A 23,814-nucleotide genomic window follows, 5' to 3' on the forward strand; every position below is an offset into this window, starting at 1 on the left:
AGGTGTGCCCCTAAAGATGTTGTTACCGCACTGAAGTACTTTAAGCGACGCAATGGAGAATTACGGTGTTTGAGTGGTAACAACTTGGGAACAATCCAACTACGACTCCGTAACAGTATTCGCAAGGAGTAAAAGTGCAGGTTGCAACGGGGGAGGGTAGGCGTGTTCACCGCTACGTATGCGGGCGTGGACGGTCAGTAGACAGACCCATCGAGGATAGTGAACAGGACATTTGTTGGTTTTGAAAGAGGTTGCTATAGTTCTTTCTCGTTGCATGGCCCGCTCCTTGCGGTTCTACTCCATGCATAATGCAATGTGTTCCCTGAGTGTAGGGTTATTACTTAGCATCCGCGCCATTAGCTCAACTGGCAGAGCAGCTGACTCTTAATCAGCGGGTTCGGGGTTCGAGTCCCTGATGGCGCACACTTAGTGGCAGAGGCCCAGTACCACCGAATCTTCATCATTCAGTGGTACTGGGCTTTCTTCATATATGACAACTCTGTGGGGCATCAGAGCCCCAGAAACCCTGACGTCTAGCTGGGGGACGGGAATCCAACAGCAGAGGTGATCTCTGCACGCACTCGCTCCAACTTCGCTTGAGCTTGCATACGCACCGCGGTGACGTCAGCATCCGAGGCATCGTCGTCGACAGGAAGCACAACCTCGAGGTAACACTTGAGCTTGGGCTCAGTTCCCGACGGACGGCAAATCACGCGGGTGTCGTCCTCAGTGAGGAACAAAACCCCCTCCGTTGCCGGCAGACCGCAGTATCCCTCAGCAAGATCTGCTAACTCAACGACAGGCGACCCTGCAAACTCAGTGGGCGGGGTTGCCCTCAGCGCGGACATACTGTCGGCAATCAGTCGATGATCCGCCACACGGAACGCCGCCTGGGCTGTCGCGTACACATTATTATCTCGCGCGATCTCCGTGAGCCGATCCTCTACCGTCCGGCCCGCCTCCCGTAGCGAATGAACCAAGTAGGCCACCGTGACCGCCGCAGAGACACCATCCTTATCCCGGACGATCTCTGGATAGACACAATAACCAATCGCTTCTTCATACCCGAACGCGAGCTGCGGCGTCCGCCCGATCCATTTGAAACCCGTCAAAGTGGTCGTGTAATCGATGCCGTAACGAGCTGCAATGGATGCCAGAAGACGAGACGACACAATGGAACTCGCGAACACCGGCGCCTCAGGATGAGCATCACCACCGTCACATGCGCTCCCTTGATGACGAAGGGACGGCTGAGCCTGCACCGACATCCGTGCGACAAAGTCACCGAGGAGCGCACCGATCTGATCACCCGTCAGTCTCCGATATGTCGATGGTGTGAACTCATTGCCGCCTGAAACGGAATCAGCACTACGAGTAGGAATGGCGACAGAGCAACGGTCAGCATCCGGGTCTAGTGCGATGACCACATCAGCATGGGTCCGTCGAGCGGTGGCGAGAGCATAGTCCAATGCTCCCGCTTCTTCCGGATTAGGAAACGCAACCGTCGGAAAATCAGGATCGGGTTCTGCCTGCTCTCGCACCAGAGTGACATTAGTAAAACCAGCCTTATTCAGAACCCTGGTGGCAGTTTCTGCACCCACACCGTGCAGGGCAGTCAGGGTGATAGCGATGTCACTGTGGAATCGTCGACGCGCCTCATCATCGGTGTGATCGTTGCTCCGATGGTCGATATCCTGACCACCCGTGGTCGAGGCCACCACGGGTGCTGTGCGGAAACATGCTGTGGCCTCCTCCACCGCATCAATGTAGGCGCTGCGGAGTTCCTCGCCAACGTACGATATTCCTTCGGATGACCGTGGAATGTCCTTGGCAGGACCAGACTGTGCGATTGCGTCGGCAATGTTCTTGTCATCGGGAGAGATGATCTGAACGCCGTGTCCCCACTTATCAGTCATTCGACCACCCAGGTAGACCTTATAACCGTTGTCCCGTGGTGGGTTATGGGAGGCGGTCACCATCACACCAGCATCAGCATTCAGGTGACGCACAGCGAACGCCAACAATGGTGTAGGCAAGTGACTGGGCACACGGATGACATGTCCGCCAGCGGCGGCAATGACCTCAGCGGCATCCGTGGCGAAAACGGCAGAACCGTGGCGCGCATCGTGGCCAACAACGACAACAGGAGCATCTCCAATCGACGCCCTTAGGTAGGCGATCAGTCCAGCCGTAGCCTTGATGACAACGGATCGATTCATCCGTGATTCGCCCGCACCGACTTCCCCACGTAACCCAGCAGTTCCGAATTGTAGTGGCCCGGCAAAACGTGACCGCAGTTCGTCGACATTGTGAGCGGCGATGAGATTGCGAATAGTGGCAGCATCCATAGTATCGACGTCATTGTCGGCCCACTCTGACGCCCGTGCGAGGATCTTCTGTTCCTCATTCTGGCTGTGTGTGACCGTAGCGTCGGGGCCTAGATTGTTCCCGCCTAAATGACCACACCCGTTCTCCGGTACCGATGAGAGTTCGTCAAGGATAGCACGCGTCCCGGAGAGACCTAAGCGGTTTGCCCCCGCGTTGATCATCTCTATCGCCTTGGCGGCAGTTCGAATGCCGCCCGAGGCTTTGACCCCCATATCCGGACCGACCGTCTCACGCATGAGGCGAATGGCGTGCGCACTGGCGCCACCGCTGGGATGGAAGCCAGTTGACGTCTTCACAAAGTCGGCACCAGCATTCTGAGAAGCTATACACGCAGCAACGATGCCATCATCGGACAGAAGTGCCGTCTCCAGAATAACCTTCAACACAGTCGGGGAGGGGACAGCCTCTCGAACAGTGCGAATGTCCCTCTCCACGGTAGCCCAGTCGCCCTCGCATGCCGCGGCAAGATTGATGACCATGTCGATTTCTTCGGCACCATTGTCCACCGCACAGCGTGCCTCATTGGCCTTGATTGAGCTTGCGTGAGCCCCCGAGGGGAAGCCACACACGGCAGCGACATGAAGTCCCTCCGGTACGGAGACAGGAAGCATAGACGGCGACACGCAGACCGAATATGCTCCGAGATCGGCAGCTTCCTGAATGAGGTTGTTGATATCGTCACGGGTTGACTCAGGTTTAAGAAGTGTGTGGTCGACAATGGAGGCGACCTCACAACGCGATGGTGTGATATGTGCCCCTGAAGGGGTAGTGCTCGGTGTCGTAGACACGGCGGTTCTCCTGATGATGTAAAAAATGTGTGTGGACGTTAGCTAATCTTTTCAATCACGACAGAGTGATCCAGAATTGACGGACTATCGCTCTCCGGAGCAATCGCCCACCCGGTGTTCAGTGATTCCAAAGCGCGGTCAAAACGGTCGGCGTCATCGGAGTGAAGCGTGAACAGTGGCGTTCCCTTGGTCACCTTTTGTCCTCGGTCGACCAAAATTTCGATCCCAGCTCCTGCCTGCACTGCATCCTCCTTGCGTGCCCGTCCCGCACCTAATCGCCAGCTGGCCACCCCAATCGATAACGCGTCGAGTTCGGAGACGATGCCATCGGAATCCGCATACACTGTCTCGGTGTGCTGAGCGGTCGGCAACGCAGCAGTGGGATCGCCTCCCTGAGCGCGGATCATAGCGTTCCACGTATCCATGGCAGTGCCATCCTTCAGCGCCTTGTGTACATCAGCATCGTGCACACCAGCGAGATTGAGCATTTCCTGAGCCAACTCACACGTCAATTCCACAACATCGGAAGGCCCCCCACCTGCGAGAACCTCCAGGGATTCCCGGACTTCGAGTGCGTTGCCTACCGTTTTCCCTAAGGGGGTGGACATATCTGTGAGGAGGGCAACTGTCTTCACCCCTGCGTCAGTGCCAAGATTAACCATCGTTTGAGCGAGCTCGCGGGCATCGTTGAGTGTTTTCATGAAGGCACCCGAACCCACTTTGACGTCCAACACGAGCGAGTCAGTTCCTTCAGCAATCTTCTTGCTCATAATTGAACTAGCGATGAGAGGAACACAATCCACCGTGCTCGTGATATCGCGGAGCGCGTAGAGTTTTTTGTCTGCCGGAGCTAGTCCGGAACCGGCCGCGCAAATGACACAACCGGGATCTTCCAGGATGCGCATCATACGGTCATTCGAAAGGTTCGCCTCCCAACCTGGGATAGACTCCAACTTATCCAGTGTGCCACCAGTGTGGCCAAGACCACGCCCCGAGAGCTGCGGAACTGATACGCCAAAGGAAGCCACCAAAGGTGCGAGGGGAAGCGTGATTTTGTCCCCCACACCCCCCGTTGAGTGTTTATCGGCCGTAGGGCGAGACAACGAGTGAAACGACATAGTCTCACCAGAATTGATCATTGCCTGCGTCCACTGTGCAATTTCTTCCCTATTCATCCCATTAAGGAAGATAGCCATGGCGAGAGAAGACATCTGTTCATCGGCGACAACTCCCCGTGTGTAGGCGTCGATAACCCAATTAATCTGTTCGCGGGAAAGCTGTTTCCGATCTCGCTTAGTGCGGATGATATCGACGGCATCGAAGTGCTCAGCCATGGAATGCTCCAATCAATGTTCCAAGGAACCAAGGGGTGAATTAAAGGAGATAGGGGAGAGGTCACAGCGACAAGATGTGACATAAACGACTCTTGTTTCCCCGTTGTGACCTCAAATATTATAAGATCTAGAACGTATGTCAATGACATGTTTCACATATGTTCACCTAGTTTTTTGACATCATTTCATGACGCCGCCACGCCTCGTGGCTCCTTGTTCGTGAGGACACACCATGACCACAAGAAATGAATCCGACGCCCGAGGTAACTTCTCGGACACGACGGCAGATGTCGCCCTGCTTGACCACGCACGCGACGCTGCACACGCTGCCTATGCTCCCTACAGCACGTTTCCGGTCGGCGCGGCAATTCGCACGACGGACGGTGACATCATCACCGGCTGCAACATAGAAAACGCCAGCTACGGACTAACAAACTGCGCCGAACGCACAGCAACCTTCCGGATGATCGCCGAACACCACCACGTGCCACGCATCGACACCATCGCTATTGTCGGCCTGAAAGCGGAACCATGCTGGCCATGCGGCGCCTGCCGACAGGTACTCAGAGAATTCGGATGCACTCGCGTCATCGTTGAAAAAAACTCCCGCCCTTTCGTCGTGCCGTTCGACACTATCCTTCCGTATTCCTTCGGCCCTGAGGCTTTGGAGGCTTAACAATGGATAGATTTCAAGGCCTCATCGGCATCATTGTCATCATGGCCCTCGCCATAGCCCTATCCAAACGACGGTCAAAAATCAATTGGCGCACCGTAGCCACCGGCCTGGTAATGCAAGTAATTCTCGCACTCCTCGTCCTCAAATGGGGCCCTGGATACCATGCCCTCAAATGGTTCGCCGACGGCATTGACCACATGATCGGCTACACGGACAAAGGCACACAATTTGTCTTCGGCCCACTATTCGGGGACAAAATCGGATTTATCTTCGCTCTGAATGTTCTCCCCGTCATCGTCTTTCTCGGAGCCATCATCGGCGTCCTCTACTACCTCCGCGTTATCCAAATCTTTGTTGAATATCTCGGTGGCGCCCTGGGAAAGGTGATGGGCACATCCAAAGTCGAATCAGTCTTCGCCGCCACCGTCATCTTCCTCGGACAAAGCGAAGCCCCCCTCGTCATTCAGCCGTATTTCAAGAAACTCACGAAATCTGAACTATTCACCTGTATGACCGGTGGATTCGCATCAGTAGCCGGGTCCACATTAATCGGCTACTCGCTACTCGGCGCCCCTCTTCCCTACCTCCTTGCTGCCAGCGTCATGAACGCGCCGGGCTCATTGTTGATGGCGAAAGCGTTTTTCCCAGAAACTGAAGAGAGTCAACTCGACGCGACTGTTCGCAATGTGCGAGACGACGAATCAAAGAACATTATTGACGCACTCAGCCGCGGGGCCATGAACGGCGGACGGATCGCCGTCATCGTTGGCTGCCTTCTCATTGCCTTCATTGCCGTGATCGCCTTCCTCTCAGCAATCATCGGAGGAATTGGCGGATGGTTTGGCCATTCAGAGTGGAGTCTGGAAGGCATTTTCGGTTGGGCACTCGCCCCCTTAGCCTGGGCCATCGGTGTGCCGTGGGACGACGCAGTCAACGTTGGCAACTTCATTGGGCAAAAGACCGTCCTCAATGAGTTCGTCGGCTACACATCATTTGGCAAACACATCGACGACTTATCAGCGAAATCAGTTATGATATCGACCTTCGCGCTCGCCGGATTTGCGAACTTCTCATCAATTGCGATCCAGATGGGATCAATGGGAGGTCTGTCACCAGAAAGGCGAGGTGATATTGCAAAATACGGGATGCTTGCCTTACTTGCCGGATTCTGTGTCAACATGATCAACGCTGCCATTGTTGGTGTCGTTGCCAGCTAGCGATATTGTGGCGTTGCGTAACTCCGGCATCAAAGCCAGACTCACGCACCTCAGTTGTCAAGCAGCCGTTCCGCACAGGCCTGGTCGGTGACGAGATGAGTCGCCATATGCGCGTTCAAAGCGACACGGAGAGCAGGTACTTTTTTCAACCCTCCTGCAACTAACAGTCGGATTGGGCGGTGCGAAAGATCATCTAGCGTAATACCCACCGTCCGCTTATCCACAGAGGGTACGGCGACTGACGCAGAATCATCGAAAAAGCGAGAACAAATATCACCGACTGCCCGCTCACGGAGTTGCTGACGTTCTCCAGGGGTAACACTACCCAGGTTGAGTGCAAGACTATTGTCTTCTGCCGAACCAACTGTGAAAACTACGATATCTGTGTGTCGACCCTGCTCAAGAACGTGTGCAATGAAACGATCCTGCTCTACCAGTTCCTTCGTATCCGCGTTATCAAAAATCACTGGTAGAGGAAGCGTGTGAGCATAAGCATGAAACGCCTGACAAAACAGCCTAATCGTCTCAATATCGTTGGTTTTGCGATCTGTATATGACATTCCGCCCTTGAGTTGAACAATCGCAACATCACGGACGCTTTTCTCAGTGAGATGCCGAGCGATGGCATACATTGTTTGCCCCCACGACACTCCTACACAGGACCCATCGACGACAAGTGAACGCAAGGCGCGTGCACCCACATGGCCGAGAGCATCAACAATATCGTCGTCCGTATGCGACACAGGCTGAGCAAGATGGACTGACGTCAGGCCGTACTTCGCCGCCAATGCGGTTGCTGTCGTGGACGAAGCCTCCCGAGGATCACGAATAGTGATAGTGACAAAACCGCGGTCATGGGCATGCTGAATTAGCTTGGAGGCCGTTGGCCGAGAAACCCCTAACGCGACTGCGACATCCGCTTGGCTAAGGTTATCGCGATAATATAGTTTCGCTGCGCGGAGAGATTGCTCATCGCGAGTGTCCACAGTGTGTCCTCAATCGGCCAATATTGAGTGCCCTGAGACATGCCCTGGCGAGAACCACAGCATATCTCAGGAGAATTGTGCCCCTGGCAGGATTCGAACCCGCGACACTCCGGGTAGAAGCCGGATGCTCTCATCCACTGAGCTACAAGGGCGGTCGATAGAAGTGAAACTGCTACGCAGATTCGCCCCAATCCATAGACGAATATAACAGTACTGAAGTCCCTGTCGGCAACCGGTTCTTCAGATTGATTCGATTACCTTCATGCTGAGTAGGGTTGGAGGTATGACGGAGGTAAAAACGGAAGCGATTTCTCCGGTGCCTGTTCGGTCAGCGAGAGGCTATTTTGTCCTCACTGGGGGAGTGACTGGCGTAGTTGGCGCGGCGATTGCCTACTCCTTGTATAGCGATTCACTCTCTGCGCTGGGGATTCCTGATCCAGGGTTTCCCGTATCCTTCGGCCTGCCTTTCGTCCGTGGAATGGCAACCATGTTTGGCTTCATTGGTGTCGGATCATTCCTGATGTCGGCGTTCGGTACCCCCCCGCGGGGGGATGGCGTCCTCGACATCGATGGTTATAAGGCGAGTAGAACAGGAACCTGGTGTCTCGGGATGTGGTCTCTACTCGCACTCGTGCTTATCCCGATGAGTTTGTCCGACGTCTCCGGTGCCAGCTTAATGACGACACTCAGACCGGACCATTGGGGGGAAGCACTCGACCAAGTATCAGCAGCTCGGTCATGGCTCTGCGTCGCGATTCTCGGGTTGATCACCGTGGCGTGGTCACTAGGTACGAGGCGCTGGATATTCCAGATGCTGTTTTTTGTACTCTCTCTCGCGACACTAATTCCAGTCAGCCTCGAGGGGCACTCAGCTGCTGGGGGCAACCATGATTTCGGCGTGAATTCATATTTGTGGCACTTTGTGTTCTGTGCCATGTGGGTTGGTGGGCTAGCGGCGATGATACAGCATGCTCTCCGCAAAGGTCCGCATATGGACATCATTGTGAAACGCTACAGCTTTGTAGCGTTAGTATCGATCATCGTCTTGGCAATTTCTGGGATCGTCAACGCTCTTCTCCGGCTTCGTGTCGAAGAATTAGTGACAAGTAATTATGGCCGGATCATTTCTGTCAAAGCGGCACTGCTCATTGTTCTCGGTATATTTGGATTTATTCATCGAAAAAGGACGATCCCTCGGCTGGAAAAAGATCCTACGGATAGAATTGCATTCGCCCAGGTCGCGATAGTGGAATTGATTGTCATGGCCGCAGCGATAGGCGTTGCGGTTTCTCTGTCACGCATACCGCCACCATTGCCGAAGGAATTGACTCTTACCATCATGGAGCTCCAGCTGGGGTTTGGCCTGACGCGGCCACCGACATGGGGCGGGCTGATTGGCATGGTTCGCTTCGATATGGTTTATGGGACGGTGGCGCTGGTTGCAGAGGTGCTATACGTGTGGGCATTCCTTCATCTTCGGAAAAAGGGGGTAACGTGGCCGCTCAACAGGGTATTCTGGTGGACTTTGGGAACAGCCCTCTTGCTATTTGCAACCTCATCGGGGCTGGGAATGTATGCGATGGTGTCGTTTCCGATGCATATGATTCAGCACATGATCCTGTCCATGGTGATTCCTATTGCGTGGGTGTTGGCTGGGCCGGTGACTTTGTTTCTTCGCGCCTTGCCGGCGGCGGGGCGCCATAGTGTCCCAGGGCCACGAGAATGGATTGTTGCTTTTATTAATAACCCTGTTTCTCAGTTTTTGACGAATCCGGTAGTGGCTGCTGCGCAGTTTGTCATTGGCTTCTATGTTATGTATTTTACTCCTCTTTTCGAGGATTTGATGAAGTATCACTTTGGTCACTTATTTATGATCGCCCACTTTTTGGTATCAGGATATATATTTTATTGGGTATCTATCGGAATTGATGCAGCTCCTCGGCATACCTCCCCGTTTATTAAGATGATCACAATTTTGGGGTCGATGCCATTTCATGCGTGGTTTGCTATCGCTTTGATGCAATTGGACTATCCGTTGGGGAAGAATATGTATGGCACCTTTGGTATTCCGTGGGATGTGAATTATCTGGCGGATCAAAATTTGGGTGGAAAAATTGCGTGGGCGACCGGTGAGATTCCGTTGCTGATTGTCACGGTGGCTCATTTTATCCAGTGGCGGCGGGAAGATCGCAGGGAAACGACCCGTTACGAGCGACAGGCTGATCGCACTCATGAAGCTGATTTGAATGCGTACAACAAGATGCTGGCATCTCTCAACTCTGGTTGTGGTGACCGAGATATGCAGAATTATTACGGATTGGAGTATGTGGCGGGCGACGTGCGGAGCATCTTCCATCGGAAGAGGTGTGAGCACCATAATGTGCCAGACTTACAGAGGGCAAAAAGTGAAGCGAGTGGAGATGTCTGACTCGGGTAAAAATAGGATAAACGATCCTTATATATAACTATGTTATTAATAGTTGATGTCAGCATAGGTGAGGTGTATAACAGGGGATAGATCGAATTCGCAACCCCAAATTCCCGAAAGAGAGGGATACATATATGACTTCCGCTCACGCTTCTATCGGGCATTCCGCCTCTGCCGACAGTACCGTCCAAACCACCCCCGCTTTCAGTGTGCCTGGTGACGTAGTTTCCGATTTGCAGAAAGTACTTGTCGATTTCATCGATTTGAGCTTGGTAGCGAAAGAAGCTCACTGGAACATCCTGGGACCAAACTTCCGTGACTTGCACCTCAACCTCGATGAGCTTGTCTCAGTTGCCCGTGAAGGCACCGATGAAATCGCCGAACGTATGCGAGCCCTCAACGGTATCCCTGATGGACGGACAGCAGTTGTCGCCGCGAGCTCATCCCTTCCTGAGTTCCCTGCAGGGGAAATTGTGACCCACGATGCCATCTCCCACGTTGTCAAGGCAATTAACGCAGTCACGGAAACCATGCGTGATGTTCACGATCGGGTTGATGCAGCCGACCCGACTACTGCCGATTTGTTGCATGAATATATCAAGCAGTTGGAGCAACAGGCCTGGTTTATTAGTGCAGAAATTCGCACACCATCAGGGAAGTAGAGTCTACGTAAGATGGCAGAGTGACCGCGCTGACCAATCTGTGGACAACTCTTCTTTTCCACACCACCGAGCGTGTGACTCGCTCCACCACCTCTGACAGTAGAACCTACTGTGCCACTGTGACCGTGTCTCTATCAGCATAAGACCTCGCCATGGTGCTCCAACTCCCGCACAGGACACACGAGCATCGCATGACGAGGGGAAAGAAGTAGGTCACCCATGGCACAGAATTCTGCAACGATCACAGTCGTCGGAAATGTCGTTCGCAATCCAGTCAATCGAACGCCACCAGGACGAACACCTTTTGCAACAATGCGGATCGCCTCCGACCGCCGCTGGCGCGACGGTGATGGCGTGTGGCAATCCTCAGATCCCCTGTACATCGACGTTCAAATGTCAGGAACCTTGGCAACTCACTGTATGACATCAGTGGTTAGGGGAATGCCCGTGGTGGTCTATGGTCGCCTTGTCACTCATTCGTGGGAGACCACACGGGAAACGGGGGAAAAAGTCACTCGACACTCAGTGCGCATTAAAGCGTCACATGTTGGGGTGGACCTCAACAAGATTGTTATTACGTCAGCAATGGCCACCCGCTTAGGCCAATTGGTCCCGCTAGCGATCAGTGCACCATCAGAGGGACAATCTGAAATAAAACCTGACCACGCCTGCGACGAGGCGACAACCTCGAGCCCGAACCCATTCGCTGAACACGATATAGATGTTCACAACGCACAACGGGACGAGTGTGCTCTCACCTGTGAGGAGAGCACACCAGACTATGGTCCCGTTCCACGCGACGCCGCCCACAACCCTGACTTTGCATTGGCAAGTGCGTAAAAACACAGTGCCAGCGACTGCTTGTTGTTGGCATCGAGCTTGCGTACCCTCAACGATTAGGATTTTGGTGACAGACGACCGCGTGATCTGGCTCTCGCCCCGTAATAGTGGGCATCAATGACAACAGCGGCTGATCATAGTCGATGGTCAGAGCATCGTGAGTTCACGTGGTCCAGACAAACGAGTTGAGGAACTTTATGGGTGAATTTATTTACACAATGAAGAATGTACGCAAGGCGCATGGCGAGAAAGTCATTCTTGACAACGTCACCATGGCATTTTATCCGGGTGCAAAGATCGGTGTCGTTGGGCCCAATGGCGCCGGTAAATCGTCGATTTTGAAAATCATGGCAGGGATTGACCAACCATCAAACGGGGAGGCCTTCCTTGATCCGGGTGCAACGGTCGGAATTTTGCTACAGGAACCCCCCCTCAACGAGGAGAAGACCGTCCGCGGAAACGTGGAAGAGGGGCTCGGAGAAATCTGGGACGTTAAACGCGAATATGAAGAAATCGCCGAGAAAATGGCGACGGACTATTCTGATGAACTCATGGAGCGCATGACGGTCCTGCAGGAACAGATCGACGCTGCTGACGCCTGGGAACTGGACTCCAAGATTGATCAGGCCATGGATGCACTGCGGTGCCCGCCATCCGACTCTCCAGTCACCACCCTGTCGGGCGGGGAGCGTCGCCGCGTCGCATTGGCGAAGCTTTTGCTAGCCGAACCCGATCTTCTCCTTCTCGATGAGCCCACCAACCACCTGGATGCTGAATCGGTGTTGTGGCTCGAACAGCATTTGCGAACCTACCCTGGTGCTGTCCTCGCTGTTACCCACGACCGCTACTTCCTCGACCACGTTGCCCAGTGGATTTGTGAAGTCGACCGAGGAAAACTGTACCCCTACGAAGGTAACTACTCCACATACCTAGAGAAGAAGTCGGAACGTCTCGACGTCGCTGGTAAGAAGGATGCGAAACTACAGAAGCGCTTGAAACAGGAGCTGCAGTGGGTGCGTTCCGGTGCGAAAGCTCGACAGGCGAAAAATAAGGCCCGTCTGCAGCGGTACGAAGAAATGGCGGCGGAAGCAGAGCAATACAAGAAGCTGGACTTTGAAGAAATCCAGATTCCTACCCCACAGCGCCTTGGCAACCAGGTCGTTGAGGTCAACCACCTTAACAAAGGCTTTGACGGCCGCACGCTCATTAAAGACCTATCGTTTACCTTGCCTCGTAACGGAATCGTTGGTGTGATTGGCCCGAACGGCGTGGGTAAGTCCACGTTGTTTAAGACCATCGTCGGTTTCGAAGAGCCCGATTCCGGTGACGTGAAGATCGGCTCAACAGTCGATATCAGCTATGTAGACCAGAACCGTGAAAACATTGATCCCGAAAAGACCGTCTGGGAAGTAGTCTCCGACGGCCTGGACTACATCATCGTTGGGCAGAACGAAATGCCCTCCCGGGCCTACATTTCTGCATTCGGTTTTAAGGGTGCGGACCAGCAGAAGCCATCCAAGGTTCTCTCTGGCGGTGAGCGTAACCGCCTCAACTTGGCTTTGACCTTGAAGCAAGGAGGCAACCTGATTCTCCTCGATGAGCCCACCAATGATCTCGACGTTGAGACCCTCTCGAGCCTTGAGAACGCTCTTGAAAAATTCCCAGGCTGTGCTGTCGTCATCTCACACGACCGGTGGTTCCTGGACCGCACGTGTACACACATACTGGCGTGGGAAGGCAATGTGGCCGAGGGCCAGTGGTACTGGTTCGAAGGAAACTTCGAAGACTACGAGAAGAATAAGATCGACAGGCTCGGTGAAGACGTTGCACGTCCACATCGTGTCACCCACCGGAAGTTAACACGCTAAATTCAGTTAGGTCATGGTGAACTATGCCATTCCGTGACGTCCTCGGCCGTACCGGCAAGGTCCATACAGTGACACTGCCGCTGCGGTGGTCAGATTTCGATATATACGGCCACGTCAACAACGCAGCATATCTTGAGTTTTCTCAAGATTCTCGCGTCGCCTTTCTGCAGGAGATGGGGTCGATTGCTGGCACAAATTCAATGCCGCAACTATTCGTCCGTCATGCTGAACTGGATTATCGACGAGGAATCGCACCATCGTCGAATACCGTGACCGTGAATTCTGAGGTCACTCGGATTGGTCGGACATCGTTTGGTATCCGACAGCTCGTTCTCGACAGCGAAGGAATAGTCTGCTGCGAGATCAAGACTACTCTGGTAGCTGTCGACGTGAGGTCGAGTTCTCCACGAATAATCACCGACTCGGAGCGTCAGCTTCTCGAATCCATCATCACATGCCCTGTCCAGGAAATCGAGAGCCGACAGGATCATGACACGGATATCGATCAACTCGCCCCTTCGGAGACATCGGAATAACCCATCGAACCGGGTTGGGGAGAAACATGCCGCTAACTATCGAACATGGTGTGGCTCGTGACCTTTTCACGTACATGTCCAGGTCAGAACACCTGGATTCCATGGCCCTCGTTCGTGTCCAGGCCACCAATGCTGCATATCACCACCCCAATGGGGCGGGTGTACCAGACCACCCGAGTGTTCCTCACCAACGATGGTTCGATGTATATGTCACAACACCACTTGGACCATGTGGACTCCGGCGGATCCGCGCCATTTCCTGCGATGACCAGAACAGTGCTGAACAAGGTGGATTCCATGACACCAACGACATCGTGACACACTGCTCAACTATCCGCCGAGCTATTGACGTATCACCAGCATTCCACTCCACAGACCATGGTGTCGTGACACTATCCTGGGACCGGTGTGGTCCACCGGGAATGTGGCCAGGGCCCATGCCGCTATCAGAACCGTTTACGTCCATCGATGAGGTATCGATGGACACAGTGGCAGACCTATATGCTCGTATCCGTGAGACAGCGACAACAGAATCAGGCCCCGCCGGCATAGCCCAATCTCTGCTGGACCAGAAGATTATGACGGTCGAATCGACTGCCGGGGACGACACTGCCCAGTTGACGTCTCGAGTGATTATTGCACTGGGGAGTTTGGGTTTTATCGGTGGAGATGTCATGCGGGTATCGGTGTCTCCCTCGTGGGTGAGACTAGATACCAGGCTGGGCACCGTCTTAGCACAACGTCGGCAACGTCTGAACCTGCTTACTCTGCCTAAGCGAACAACCCCGAACACTGATGAGAAGGCTCGGGGCTGATGTGACAACCTGAAGGTAGCGATGCTAGAACACCATTAACTTCGGTCATAGTCGCGTGCTGCAGCGAACCGCACTTGATTATCTTTACCCTCAGCAATGAGGCGACGGAACCCCGCCGGTAGTGATTCGTCGTGGATGAGCATGTCCGCCCGCGCCGTCGCCGCTGTGGACGTATCCCAGGATGGATACATGCCGGCGAGCACGCGGAGAGCCATTTCGCCGGAAAGATTGTTCCACACGGACAATGCTGCATCGAAGTACCGGTCGCGGTAATCCTCCACGAGCTCGTTGCACCCGGGAGTGTAGAAGCCTGCAACATTAGACAGCAACTGCCGATTCGACAGCGTCGATGCGCTATCACCCATCACCTGATCCCACACCCGAGCCTTGTTTTCCGATGTGGGGATCAGCGCTTGCGCCACAATCGCTGCTTGTTCACCCAACGATGAGCGGTCGGTTGCCGAGATGTCGTCGATCATCGTAATGACCTCGCTACCAGTGACATCCTTGGATCCAGCCGCCGCAGCCAAAATCTTGATGGCAAGCCATGTCATGTCCGTATCGATGGAGAGTCCATCGAGGCTCACCGACGCAGGTGAACCATTAATGATAGCGCGAGCGATGGCGACAGTGTCATCAGTGGGAGCGATGTTCGGCAATTCTTTCACTGCCGCAAGTTGGGTATCACTGCCAGGGGCAGCAGCCTGCGCCGACGACACCAGTGTGTGGGCAACAGTTGCCCAGCCTTCCATGGCAAGCCACGTGGGGTCAGCGTAGTGCACAGCTGCGGACACAACTTGCTTAACGAGCTGCTGGACGACAGCGGTTTCCGTTTCGTGCGGCAATCCGCGTTCAACCAGTGTGATGAAATCACGCGCTCGTAGGCGCCCGGCGCGGAGTCGTTCCCACGCAGCGGACCAACAGAGGGCTCGCACCATAGGGTCTGTGATGGATGGAAGGTGTGCAAGGACGAACTCATGTGATGCGTCGTCGAGATCGATGAGTGCGTAGGTAAGGTCGCCGTCGTTGGGAATGATGAGATCACCGACGGCGGTGCCGATAAGGTCGGGGACCTCGGTGATCTCACCGTGGATGTCGAGTTCGACGTGCGCTGTGCGGACTACCTCGTCGTCCTGTAATGCATACACGCCGACACCAATACGGTGGTCACGTAGCTCGCCGTTGCCTGGTTGAGCGCCACTTTGCTTAACGATGACTGACGTGTAGACGCCATCGTTCGACTCAGTCTCCACCGACAGTGTGTTGATGCCTGTCGTTTTGAGCCATTGATCGGCCCATCCGGATAAATCGCGTCCGGATGATTCCTCGAGTGCAGAAAGGAGGTCATCGAAAGTGGCGTTACCGAATTGATGACGGTGGAAGTGCAATCGCACGCCTGCGAAGAATTCATCAAGTCCGACGTATGCTGCGAGTTGCTTGAGGACGGAGGCGCCTTTGGCGTAGGTGATGCCGTCGAAGTTCTGGTCGACCGTTTCGATGTCAGAGGCGTCGGTGGAGATGGGGTGGGTGGAGGAGAGTTGATCTTGTGCGTACGCCCATGCCTTTTCGACGTGGGCGAACGTGACCCAGGCGGTGGTGAATTCACTGACCTCCGTTTGTGCCTGTGCCGATGACCATGTTGCGAAGGATTCGTTGAGCCAGAGGTCATTCCACCATTTCATGGTGACGAGGTCACCGAACCACATGTGCGCCATTTCGTGGAGGATGGTGTCGTTGCGACGTTCATAGAGGTACCGCGTCGTTGCGGACCGGAAAATATAGTCCTCACGGATGGTGACAGCCCCGGCGTTTTCCATGGCCCCCATGTTGTATTCGGGGCAGAATACCTGGTCATATTTTGTGAACGGGTAGGGGATGCCAAAATGTTTAGCGTAAAAATCGAATCCCTGTTTTGTTTCTTTAAACAGTTCGTCAGTGTCTAGATGCTCAGCGAGTGCTCGGCGGCAGTAGAGGCCCAACGGGATGGTGACCTCCTCTGTGGAGGCTACATCTGGTGTTTCTGGATGAGCAGTGATGGTGCCTCGCCAAACGTCGGTGGCCTCTGTGTATGGGCCTGCCATGAATGCGATGAGATACGTGGAGAGTGGATAGTTAACCTCTGCAGTGTGAACAGCAACGTGTGTCTGAGAGGCGTCCTTATCAGTGGCGACGAGGTTCTCGTGACGAGAGGTGATTGTCGTGGTGACCGGCCCGTTGGTGATCAATCGCCACGAATCAGGGGTAACGACCTGCATGCGGTATGTTGCTTTGAGATCGGGTTGATCAAAACATGCGAATACCCGTTTCGCGTCAGCTGTTTCACATTGGGTATAGAGATACACATTGCCATCAGAGGGGTCCACGAAACGGTGAAGTCCCTCGCCTGAGGTTGAATACGAGCATTCTGCGCAGACCGTGACACGATTCTCACCCGCTTCTAAGTTCCGGAGTTGAATACCGGCTGCATCGTCGTACCTATTGCCGTCGAAGTGGATAGCATCGGACGTAACATCGGTGCCATTGATTTGCACAGATGTGATCCGCGCAGCGCGAAGGTCGAGGAAGGTTCCACGTTTGAGGTCCTCCGGTGAGGCGTCGTCTCGGGTATGGAACCAGACTGTTGTTTTAGAGGTAAATGTTTTCTCTCCAGGAAGCCCATGTCCGTTGGTGAGGTCTAACATGATGGAGTACCGGTCCACTTTAAGGAGCGCGGCGCGGTCCTTGGCCTCGTGCCAAGTGAGATTTGTCGATGACATGCCTGTGTTGTGTCCTTTCATGAGGGAGCTTGGGTCCGCTGATGATTATGGATCATGCGACAACAAAAAGTTCTTAAGTACCCGAGACTACTAGGTCGTCATAGAGAGCGAGGACATGGAATTCTCGGTGGAGACAGCACATTCTCAAACATAATGGAGGTTATGTAGTGCCCAATACACAACGAGTTGATTTCTGGTTTGACGTCGCATGCCCGTTCTGTTGGGTGACATCGCGGTGGATGAAGGAAGTAGAAAAAGTCCGCGACATCACAGTGCAGTGGCGCCCCATGAGTTTGTCGGTTCTCAATGAAAACAACGACGCTCTCTCCGATGATTACAAAAAGATGATGCAGGAAACATGGGGTCCTGCGCGTGTAGCTACCCGCATTGCCGATAACAACCCCGACAAGCTCGACGCCTACTACACCGCAATGGGCACTCGGATTCACGACGAGAAAGTCATCGATCCCCACGCCGGCGACGGATTCAATAACGTTATTCGCGCCGCTCTCGATGAGATCGGCCTTCCCTTAGCGTATCTGGAGGTTGCGCATACTACCGAGGTCGACGAGTCCCTTCGTCGTCATCACAAGGAGGCGATGGATGCCGTCGGTCATGACGTGGGAACTCCTGTGCTCAAGCTTGGTGAGAATGCGTTCTTTGGGCCGGTGATCACTCGCGTCCCGCGCGGCGAGGATGCCGGGCGGATTTTTGATGGCGCCGTGGCGCTAGCGGGATTCCCACACTTCTTTGAACTGAAACGATCGCGTACTGAGGTCCCAGAAAACACGATAGCTGCGTTACCCTAGAGACATGCGCGTTTATCTTGGTGCGGACCACGCTGGGTTCGAGTTGAAAAATATCATTGCGGACCATTTGAGAAAGAATGGCCATGAAATTGTTGATTGTGGTGCTCACACCTACGATGCGTCGGATGACTATCCAGCCTATTGCATTGAGGCTGCCGCTCGCGTTGTCAACGACCCTGGGTCTGTGGGAATCGTTCTTGGTGGGTCTGGGAACGGAGAGCAGATTGCTGCAAACAAGGTTAAAGGTGCTCGGTGTGCATTAGCCTGGTCAGTTGACACCGCCAGGCTAGCTCGTGAACACAACAACGCGCAGTTAATTGGGTTGGGTGCTCGCCAGCACTCCGAGGATGAAGCGCTGGAGATTGTTGATGCGTTCATGAATACGTCGTGGACCAACGAGGAGCGTCATCAACGGCGTATCGATATCCTTGCCGAATATGAGCAGACGGGAATGGCTCCGCCCTTGCCTGAAGATCAATAGGTTTTCCCTTCATTCATGGTGAAGGCTGTTGAGGAGGCATGTTCGCCATAGGGTGGGAGATATAAAGAAATGAAAGCATCTCTAGCGCTGGGGCTGGGGATGCTTTCCTTGTTATCGAGATTTGTCGTTGTCCCCGCTACTCGTGAGGTGAGTACGAGGGGGAGCGGGTGTACTTTTGTTAGTAACCTAAGGAGGGGGCGGCGGTTAACCGTTGTGACTGGTGGCCGTCTTTCTCCGGCGATCGACCCTGTTGTCGTGCCAGTGCTTGACATCATCTGAATCCCAGAGTGTGAGCCCTTGGAATTTCGTCACAGGTTTTGGTGCGCGACCACGACCGGCATAGCTGGTGAACGTTCCCCGCGCCGTGCCAGAAAACTCAGCGCATTGTGCTGCCGTCCATAGCTCGTGTCCTGATTCTTTGTCGAGAAGGATCGGTGTCATGGGGATGGAGTTTACGCGTGAAAAATAGGGAAACGCTATGTAGCAAAGGTTCAGCTAAGGCGAGAATATTAATTAGATAAACTAGTAAATATGCCCGGTTGTGTATATTTTCCATTGAAATGTGCTGCGTATCGCCCGATTGTAAAGTTGCTCTCGGGTAAAGAATTGCTAACAAATTGGTAATGGGACGGTAAAAATTACCCTAATTTGGGGGCTGTGTGAGGATTGATAGAGATCCCAACTGGTGAAACGGTCCAGCGTGCACTCTCTGGCAACGGTGTCATCTGTGATATGCCACGGTCGGGAGCCAACAGTCCACACATTCAAACATCCGACAATTCAACGTGGAATGTCCCGCACCACCGCACCTGTGGGAGCCGCGGTGGTGTCAGCTTTCCACTCATCACGATGGTGGGCGAGGTGACAGCTGGTGACCCTAGGTAAGTGGCAAAAGCATAATGTGTTGATACTGGCCACCTATGAGGATATTCACCTGCCCTTGCACTCGTGACGGTATGTCCTGACCTATCGAAAGCGGCGGCACTGTGAGGCGCTCATGATTGTAGCTTCATGGCTGATTTTGTGAGTCAGCCCACTACGGCACCCGTGAGCGAGTCTCAGTGTGATCTGCCTTGAAGTGAACGGATGGGGTAGACCCCCGTGTCGTAGGTGTGCACTCCGGCTAACATCAACCCTCTCGTGTCATAGAGAGGTTGTGACGATGGACGATGCGGCCATCTGTATAAAAGATAGAAATGAGGACTTTCTTTCCCGACCTGTGATGGTGACGGAGTGGTAGATAGTGTGAGCTGCGACTGTATGGTCCGGGAGTGGATCCACAGGTTGGGCTACGTTTCCGTTGTATCGGGCGGTGGGTGATCGACGGATAGGAACATGCCAGTTTGGTGAAATTATGGCGTGTAGGTACTATGACACCACACCACACCACTTCACGGTTGATGTCCAATAGTTGACTCGCAAAGATTTCTCGGGTGAAACTATGTCACCATCGTTGAGTATGGGAATGTCGTATAGTGGCTAATACCTCAGCCTTCCAAGCTGAAGACGCGGGTTCGATTCCCGTCATTCCCTCCAAAATGGCCGCAGTAGCGGTGCATGACGGCGGTTAAACGTAAGCCCGATCAGAATTCTCTTTATGGGAAATCTGGTCGGGCTTTTGACGTGCCTAGAAAGCCTTGGTGAAAGACGCCTGACGCGCCCGCCGACAGACAGTGGGTGGATGTGGTGTGACGGCGGGGAGTGCCGGTACGTTTGAGGCGTGCCGATTACGTGAAAGACACGCTGTTTACTGTGACGTTGCCAGTTTGTGAATGGACCGTGTACTGTAACGTGAAAAGCGCGTTAACCACGCGTTTTGTGGTGAAAATTTATGAAAAGTGGGGGTCATTGAAAATGGCCACGACAGTGCCCGTAGACTCTTACATTGTCTTTCGGCGCACGTGGCCGACGGACTTTCCTTCATACCGGGGTATGGCGCAGTTTGGTAGCGCACTCGCTTTGGGAGCGAGGGGTCGTGGGTTCGAATCCCGCTACCCCGACAAGGAGTGGCCCGGCCAGTCAGACACAGTGTTTGACCGGCCGGGTCTCCATAAATTGAGAGAACCGTTTTTCAGAAACACCAACGACACCACAGGAGTGTGCATCCGTGAAGAGCTCCGTTGAACAACAGAGCGCGACTCGCGTAAAGCTTACTGTCGAGGTTCCTTTTGAGGAGCTGCAGCCGGAGATCGATCAGGCCTATCGCTCACTGGCCCAGCAGATCACACTTCCTGGCTTCCGCAAGGGCAAAGTTCCTCCCCGGGTTCTTGAGGCCCGCCTTGGTCGTGGCGCGATCCTGGATCAGGCAGTGAATAACATGCTGCCCAGCCGTTACAGCCAGGCCGTGGAGGAACATGACCTCAAGGTTCTCACTCAGCCGACCATCGATATCACACGGTTGGAGGACAATGAGTTCGTCGAGTTCACCGCAGAGGCGGATGTTCGTCCTGAGATTACGCTTCCGGATTTCACCGCGATCTCGGTTGAGGTTGAACCGCTCGCTGCCGATGATGCCGCTGTCGATGCTGAATTGGACAATCTTCGCGCACGCTTTGGCACGTTGAAGGCTGTCGATCGTTCAGTCCAGAAAGACGACTTCGTCTCTATCGATCTCTCTGCCACCGTTGATGGTGAGCCGGTTGATGAAGCGACGACTGAGGGCCTATCCCACCAGGTTGGCAACGGTGAACTCATTGAAGGTCTCGATGACGCTCTCGACGGTATGAAAGTTGACGAGTCCAAGACCTTCACCTCGAATCTCGTTGCTGGTGACCATGAGGGCGAAGAGGCTGAGGTGACCGTGACGGTGAAGTCACTCAAGGAGCGTGAGCTTCCTGAGGCTGACGATGATTTTGCGCAGCTGGCCTCCGAGTTCGACACTATTGGTGAGCTTCGTGAATCTCTGGCAAAGCAGGTAGAAGAAAACAAGAAAGCTGAGCAGGCGTCTTCCATCCGTGACAAAGTCCTGGAGAAAGCGCTCGAGCAGACTGAATTTGATCTACCCGAAGCTGTCGTCGAAGAGCAGATCAAGGGACAACTAAATCAGCTCCTGCAACAGTTCAATGGGGACGAAAAAGCCTTTGATCAGCTCCTTGCTGCCCAGGGTACAAGCCGTGAAGAATTTGATCGTGACGCGCGTTCCAGTGCTGAAGAAGCTGTCCGGACCCAATTATTCCTTGATGCTCTCGCTGATGAACTTAAGCCTGAAGTCAGTCAGCAAGAGTTCACGGAGCACATCATGTTTACCGCTCAGCGGTACGGCATGGAACCGCAGCAGTTCATGCAGGCGATCCAGGCTTCGGACCAGATCGGCGCGCTCTATGCTGACGTTCGCCGCGGCAAAGCCCTGGCCGAATCCATCTGCACTGTGTCAGTGAAAGATACTCAGGGGAATGACATCGACCCTGAGGACTACTTCGGTAACGAAGACAACACAGATGAAACCTCCACAGGATCCGCTGATGCTGCAGTGTCAGAGCCTAGTGAAGCGACTCCGTCAGGTACCGAAGCTAACGAACCAGCTGAGTTTGATCAGGCGGCGGAAGCTCCCGTAGCAACCCCAGCTGACGATGATTTAGACGCTGCGGATAAATAAGCTTCCGGCTATCGAATATTCCTGATAGTGCCCCCACGCTGTGTCAATAGTGTGGGGGCGTCGTCATCTCGGCTGGATGCACGCTCACAGCGAACACCACTAAAAACTCGGGCTGAGAGTACTCGAATTAGCTAGTCTTGGTAGTAACCAAAAATAACTAGGAAAGTGGGCATATAATATGAACTTTTCTTCGTCCCCCAACGGTGGCGCCAATCGGTTGGAGACTCCCACTCCTGCCATGGATAACGGGACAACCGGTCTGAACCTCAACGACTCCATTTTTGAACGCTTACTGAGGGAACGAATTATCTTCCTTGGCAGCCAAGTTGATGATGACATCGCTAACCGTCTCTGCGCTCAAATTCTTCTCCTTTCTGCCGAGGACTCAACGCGAGACATTTCCCTATATATCAACTCGCCGGGTGGGTCAGTGACCGCCGGCATGGCTATTTATGACACCATGAAATACGCGCCGTGCGACATCGCCACGTATGGGATGGGGCTAGCTGCATCGATGGGTCAATTCCTGTTGTCTGCAGGCACAAAAGGGAAGCGGTACGCGCTGCCTCATGCCCGCATTATGATGCACCAGCCATCCGCAGGTGTTGGAGGCACCGCAGCAGATATCGCGATTCAGGCTGAACAATTTGCCCGCACCAAACGTGAGATGGCCGAACTTATTGCTGAACACACTGGCCAGACGCTCGAACGTATCCAAGAGGACTCTGATCGTGACCGTTGGTTTGATGCTCGAGAAGCCTTAGAGTATGGGTTCGTGGATCACGTCATTACCTCGGCAAAGGAGGAGAAAGAGTAATGTCCGGAACTCCTTGTCCTGCACCAGCCTCCCATTCTTCCACTCAACCGAACGGGGTTTCTCACATGCAGATGCCACAAAGTCGGTACATTCTTCCGTCTTTTGTTGAACACAGCTCATTTGGCGCTAAAGAATCCAACCCATATAACAAGCTTTTTGAAGAGCGCATTATCTTCCTTGGGACCCAAGTTGACGACGCCTCCGCCAATGACATCATGGCGCAGTTACTGGTCTTAGAAGGGCTTGACCCGGACCGTGATATTACGATGTACATCAACTCTCCAGGTGGGTCATTCACCTCGTTGATGGCGATTTACGACACGATGCAATACGTTCGGCCCGACGTTGTAACTGTATGCTTGGGGCAAGCAGCATCGGCAGCAGCAGTCCTGTTAGCAGCAGGAACGCCTGGTAAACGTGCCGCACTACCGAATGCCCGTGTGCTCATACACCAGCCCGCAACCCAAGGTACTCAAGGGCAGGTGTCCGATCTTGAAATCCAAGCCGCGGAAATTGAGCGTATGCGCGCTCTGATGGAAACCACCCTGGCACGCCACACCGGAGTCTCAGCAGAGCAAATCCGAAAAGATACTGACCGTGACAAGATCCTCACCGCAGATGCTGCGAAGGAGTACGGAATCATTGACCAGATTTTTGACTACCGAAAAGCATCTGCCCAAAAATAAGAAACCACGGTGACCCAGAAACACCGGTCATTTGCCCATTCTCAATTTGACATGACCTAGAGAGCCCAGAATCAGCGCGGGATCGTTCGGCTCCACTGCTATTCTGGGCTTTGATGTCGGATAGATAATCAT

General features: G+C 53.8%; 18 protein-coding genes, 4 tRNA genes and 1 pseudogene. 16 read left to right on the top strand and 7 right to left on the bottom strand.

Annotated elements, in window-relative coordinates; genetic code table 11:
- The first annotated feature begins 350 nt into the window (after positions 1–350).
- Positions 351–423: transfer RNA gene (locus V5S80_RS01435), tRNA-Lys, on the top strand.
- A 110-nt stretch (positions 424–533) separates the two neighbouring features.
- Here the strand turns inward: V5S80_RS01435 and V5S80_RS01440 are convergent.
- From V5S80_RS01440 to V5S80_RS01450, 3 genes and pseudogenes are all read right to left on the bottom strand, one after another.
- The gene (locus V5S80_RS01440) at positions 534–2,348 is read right to left on the bottom strand and encodes a phospho-sugar mutase (RefSeq protein WP_395169403.1); all 1,815 of its coding nucleotides are present in this window, start codon (positions 2,346–2,348) and stop codon (positions 534–536) included.
- A 162-nt stretch (positions 2,349–2,510) separates the two neighbouring features.
- A pseudogene (gene deoC / locus V5S80_RS01445) lies at positions 2,511–3,176 on the bottom strand (deoxyribose-phosphate aldolase); the annotation flags it as partial.
- A 38-nt stretch (positions 3,177–3,214) separates the two neighbouring features.
- A complete protein-coding gene (locus V5S80_RS01450) occupies positions 3,215–4,510 on the bottom strand; it encodes a thymidine phosphorylase (protein ID WP_395168975.1) in 1,296 nt (431 codons plus the stop codon).
- A 232-nt stretch (positions 4,511–4,742) separates the two neighbouring features.
- On the opposite strand from V5S80_RS01450, the gene V5S80_RS01455 reads away from it, so the two are divergent.
- Both V5S80_RS01455 and V5S80_RS01460 read left to right on the top strand, forming a co-directional pair.
- Positions 4,743–5,186 (top strand): cytidine deaminase, encoded by a 444-nt coding sequence (locus V5S80_RS01455; RefSeq protein ID WP_395168976.1) that lies wholly within the window; start codon positions 4,743–4,745, stop codon positions 5,184–5,186.
- A gap of 2 nt (positions 5,187–5,188) precedes the next feature.
- Entirely contained in the window at positions 5,189–6,403 is a 1,215-nt protein-coding gene (locus V5S80_RS01460; RefSeq protein WP_395168977.1) for a NupC/NupG family nucleoside CNT transporter, read from the top strand.
- A 50-nt stretch (positions 6,404–6,453) separates the two neighbouring features.
- Here V5S80_RS01460 and V5S80_RS01465 read toward each other — a convergent pair whose 3' ends face one another.
- Together V5S80_RS01465 and V5S80_RS01470 are read right to left on the bottom strand one after the other, a co-directional pair.
- Positions 6,454–7,389 carry a sugar-binding transcriptional regulator gene (locus V5S80_RS01465; RefSeq protein WP_395168978.1) on the bottom strand — a complete coding sequence of 312 codons (936 nt, stop codon included), beginning with the start codon at positions 7,387–7,389 and terminating at the stop codon, positions 6,454–6,456.
- A 78-nt stretch (positions 7,390–7,467) separates the two neighbouring features.
- A tRNA-Arg gene (locus V5S80_RS01470) sits at positions 7,468–7,541 on the bottom strand.
- A gap of 131 nt (positions 7,542–7,672) precedes the next feature.
- Between V5S80_RS01470 and V5S80_RS01475 the strand changes: the two genes are divergently transcribed.
- The 6 genes from V5S80_RS01475 (at position 7,673) to V5S80_RS01500 (ending at position 14,538) form a co-directional block, all read left to right on the top strand.
- Positions 7,673–9,817 carry a bifunctional copper resistance protein CopD/cytochrome c oxidase assembly protein gene (locus V5S80_RS01475; protein ID WP_395168979.1) on the top strand — a complete coding sequence of 715 codons (2,145 nt, stop codon included), beginning with the start codon at positions 7,673–7,675 and terminating at the stop codon, positions 9,815–9,817.
- A gap of 134 nt (positions 9,818–9,951) precedes the next feature.
- The gene (locus tag V5S80_RS01480) at positions 9,952–10,479 is read left to right on the top strand and encodes a Dps family protein (protein ID WP_395168980.1); all 528 of its coding nucleotides are present in this window, start codon (positions 9,952–9,954) and stop codon (positions 10,477–10,479) included.
- A 219-nt stretch (positions 10,480–10,698) separates the two neighbouring features.
- A complete protein-coding gene (locus V5S80_RS01485; protein ID WP_395168981.1) occupies positions 10,699–11,319 on the top strand; it encodes a single-stranded DNA-binding protein in 621 nt (206 codons plus the stop codon).
- 197 nt (positions 11,320–11,516) lie between these two features.
- The gene (gene ettA, locus V5S80_RS01490; protein ID WP_395168982.1) at positions 11,517–13,187 is read left to right on the top strand and encodes an energy-dependent translational throttle protein EttA; all 1,671 of its coding nucleotides are present in this window, start codon (positions 11,517–11,519) and stop codon (positions 13,185–13,187) included.
- A 23-nt stretch (positions 13,188–13,210) separates the two neighbouring features.
- A complete protein-coding gene (locus V5S80_RS01495) occupies positions 13,211–13,723 on the top strand; it encodes an acyl-CoA thioesterase (RefSeq protein WP_395168983.1) in 513 nt (170 codons plus the stop codon).
- A 26-nt stretch (positions 13,724–13,749) separates the two neighbouring features.
- On the top strand, positions 13,750–14,538 hold the full coding sequence (locus tag V5S80_RS01500; protein ID WP_395168984.1) for a hypothetical protein: 789 nt from the start codon (positions 13,750–13,752) through the stop codon (positions 14,536–14,538).
- A 35-nt stretch (positions 14,539–14,573) separates the two neighbouring features.
- Here the strand turns inward: V5S80_RS01500 and pepN are convergent, their stop codons facing one another.
- The gene (gene pepN, locus V5S80_RS01505) at positions 14,574–17,294 is read right to left on the bottom strand and encodes an aminopeptidase N (RefSeq protein WP_395168985.1); all 2,721 of its coding nucleotides are present in this window, start codon (positions 17,292–17,294) and stop codon (positions 14,574–14,576) included.
- Positions 17,295–17,461: 167 nt separating this feature from the next.
- Here pepN and V5S80_RS01510 point away from each other — a divergent pair, with 167 nt between their 5' ends.
- Positions 17,462–18,103, top strand: a complete 642-nt coding sequence (locus V5S80_RS01510; protein WP_395168986.1) for a DsbA family protein — start codon at positions 17,462–17,464, stop codon at positions 18,101–18,103.
- Positions 18,104–18,107: 4 nt separating this feature from the next.
- Complete coding sequence (locus tag V5S80_RS01515; protein WP_395168987.1) at positions 18,108–18,584, top strand: ribose-5-phosphate isomerase; 477 nt, start codon at positions 18,108–18,110, stop codon at positions 18,582–18,584.
- A gap of 204 nt (positions 18,585–18,788) precedes the next feature.
- Here the strand turns inward: V5S80_RS01515 and V5S80_RS01520 are convergent, their stop codons facing one another.
- Positions 18,789–19,025, bottom strand: coding sequence for a helix-turn-helix transcriptional regulator (locus V5S80_RS01520; protein ID WP_395168988.1), 237 nt, complete (start codon positions 19,023–19,025; stop codon positions 18,789–18,791).
- A gap of 1,020 nt (positions 19,026–20,045) precedes the next feature.
- Here V5S80_RS01520 and V5S80_RS01525 point away from each other — a divergent pair.
- The 5 genes from V5S80_RS01525 to V5S80_RS01545 all read left to right on the top strand — a co-directional run bounded on the left by V5S80_RS01525 (position 20,046) and on the right by V5S80_RS01545 (position 23,682).
- Positions 20,046–20,120: transfer RNA gene (locus V5S80_RS01525), tRNA-Gly, on the top strand.
- Positions 20,121–20,510: 390 nt separating this feature from the next.
- Positions 20,511–20,584: transfer RNA gene (locus V5S80_RS01530), tRNA-Pro, on the top strand.
- A gap of 107 nt (positions 20,585–20,691) precedes the next feature.
- Complete coding sequence (gene tig / locus V5S80_RS01535) at positions 20,692–22,179, top strand: trigger factor (RefSeq protein ID WP_395168989.1); 1,488 nt, start codon at positions 20,692–20,694, stop codon at positions 22,177–22,179.
- Between the two features lie 238 nt (positions 22,180–22,417).
- Positions 22,418–22,996, top strand: a complete 579-nt coding sequence (locus V5S80_RS01540) for an ATP-dependent Clp protease proteolytic subunit (RefSeq protein WP_395169404.1) — start codon at positions 22,418–22,420, stop codon at positions 22,994–22,996.
- A gap of 65 nt (positions 22,997–23,061) precedes the next feature.
- Positions 23,062–23,682: an ATP-dependent Clp protease proteolytic subunit gene (locus V5S80_RS01545; RefSeq protein ID WP_395168990.1), complete on the top strand. Its 621-nt coding sequence runs from the start codon at positions 23,062–23,064 to the stop codon at positions 23,680–23,682.
- Positions 23,683–23,814: the final 132 nt, after the last annotated feature.

The organism is Corynebacterium sp. PCR 32 (assembly GCF_037464985.1).
Taxonomy (GTDB): Bacteria; Actinomycetota; Actinomycetes; order Mycobacteriales; family Mycobacteriaceae; genus Corynebacterium; species Corynebacterium kroppenstedtii_D.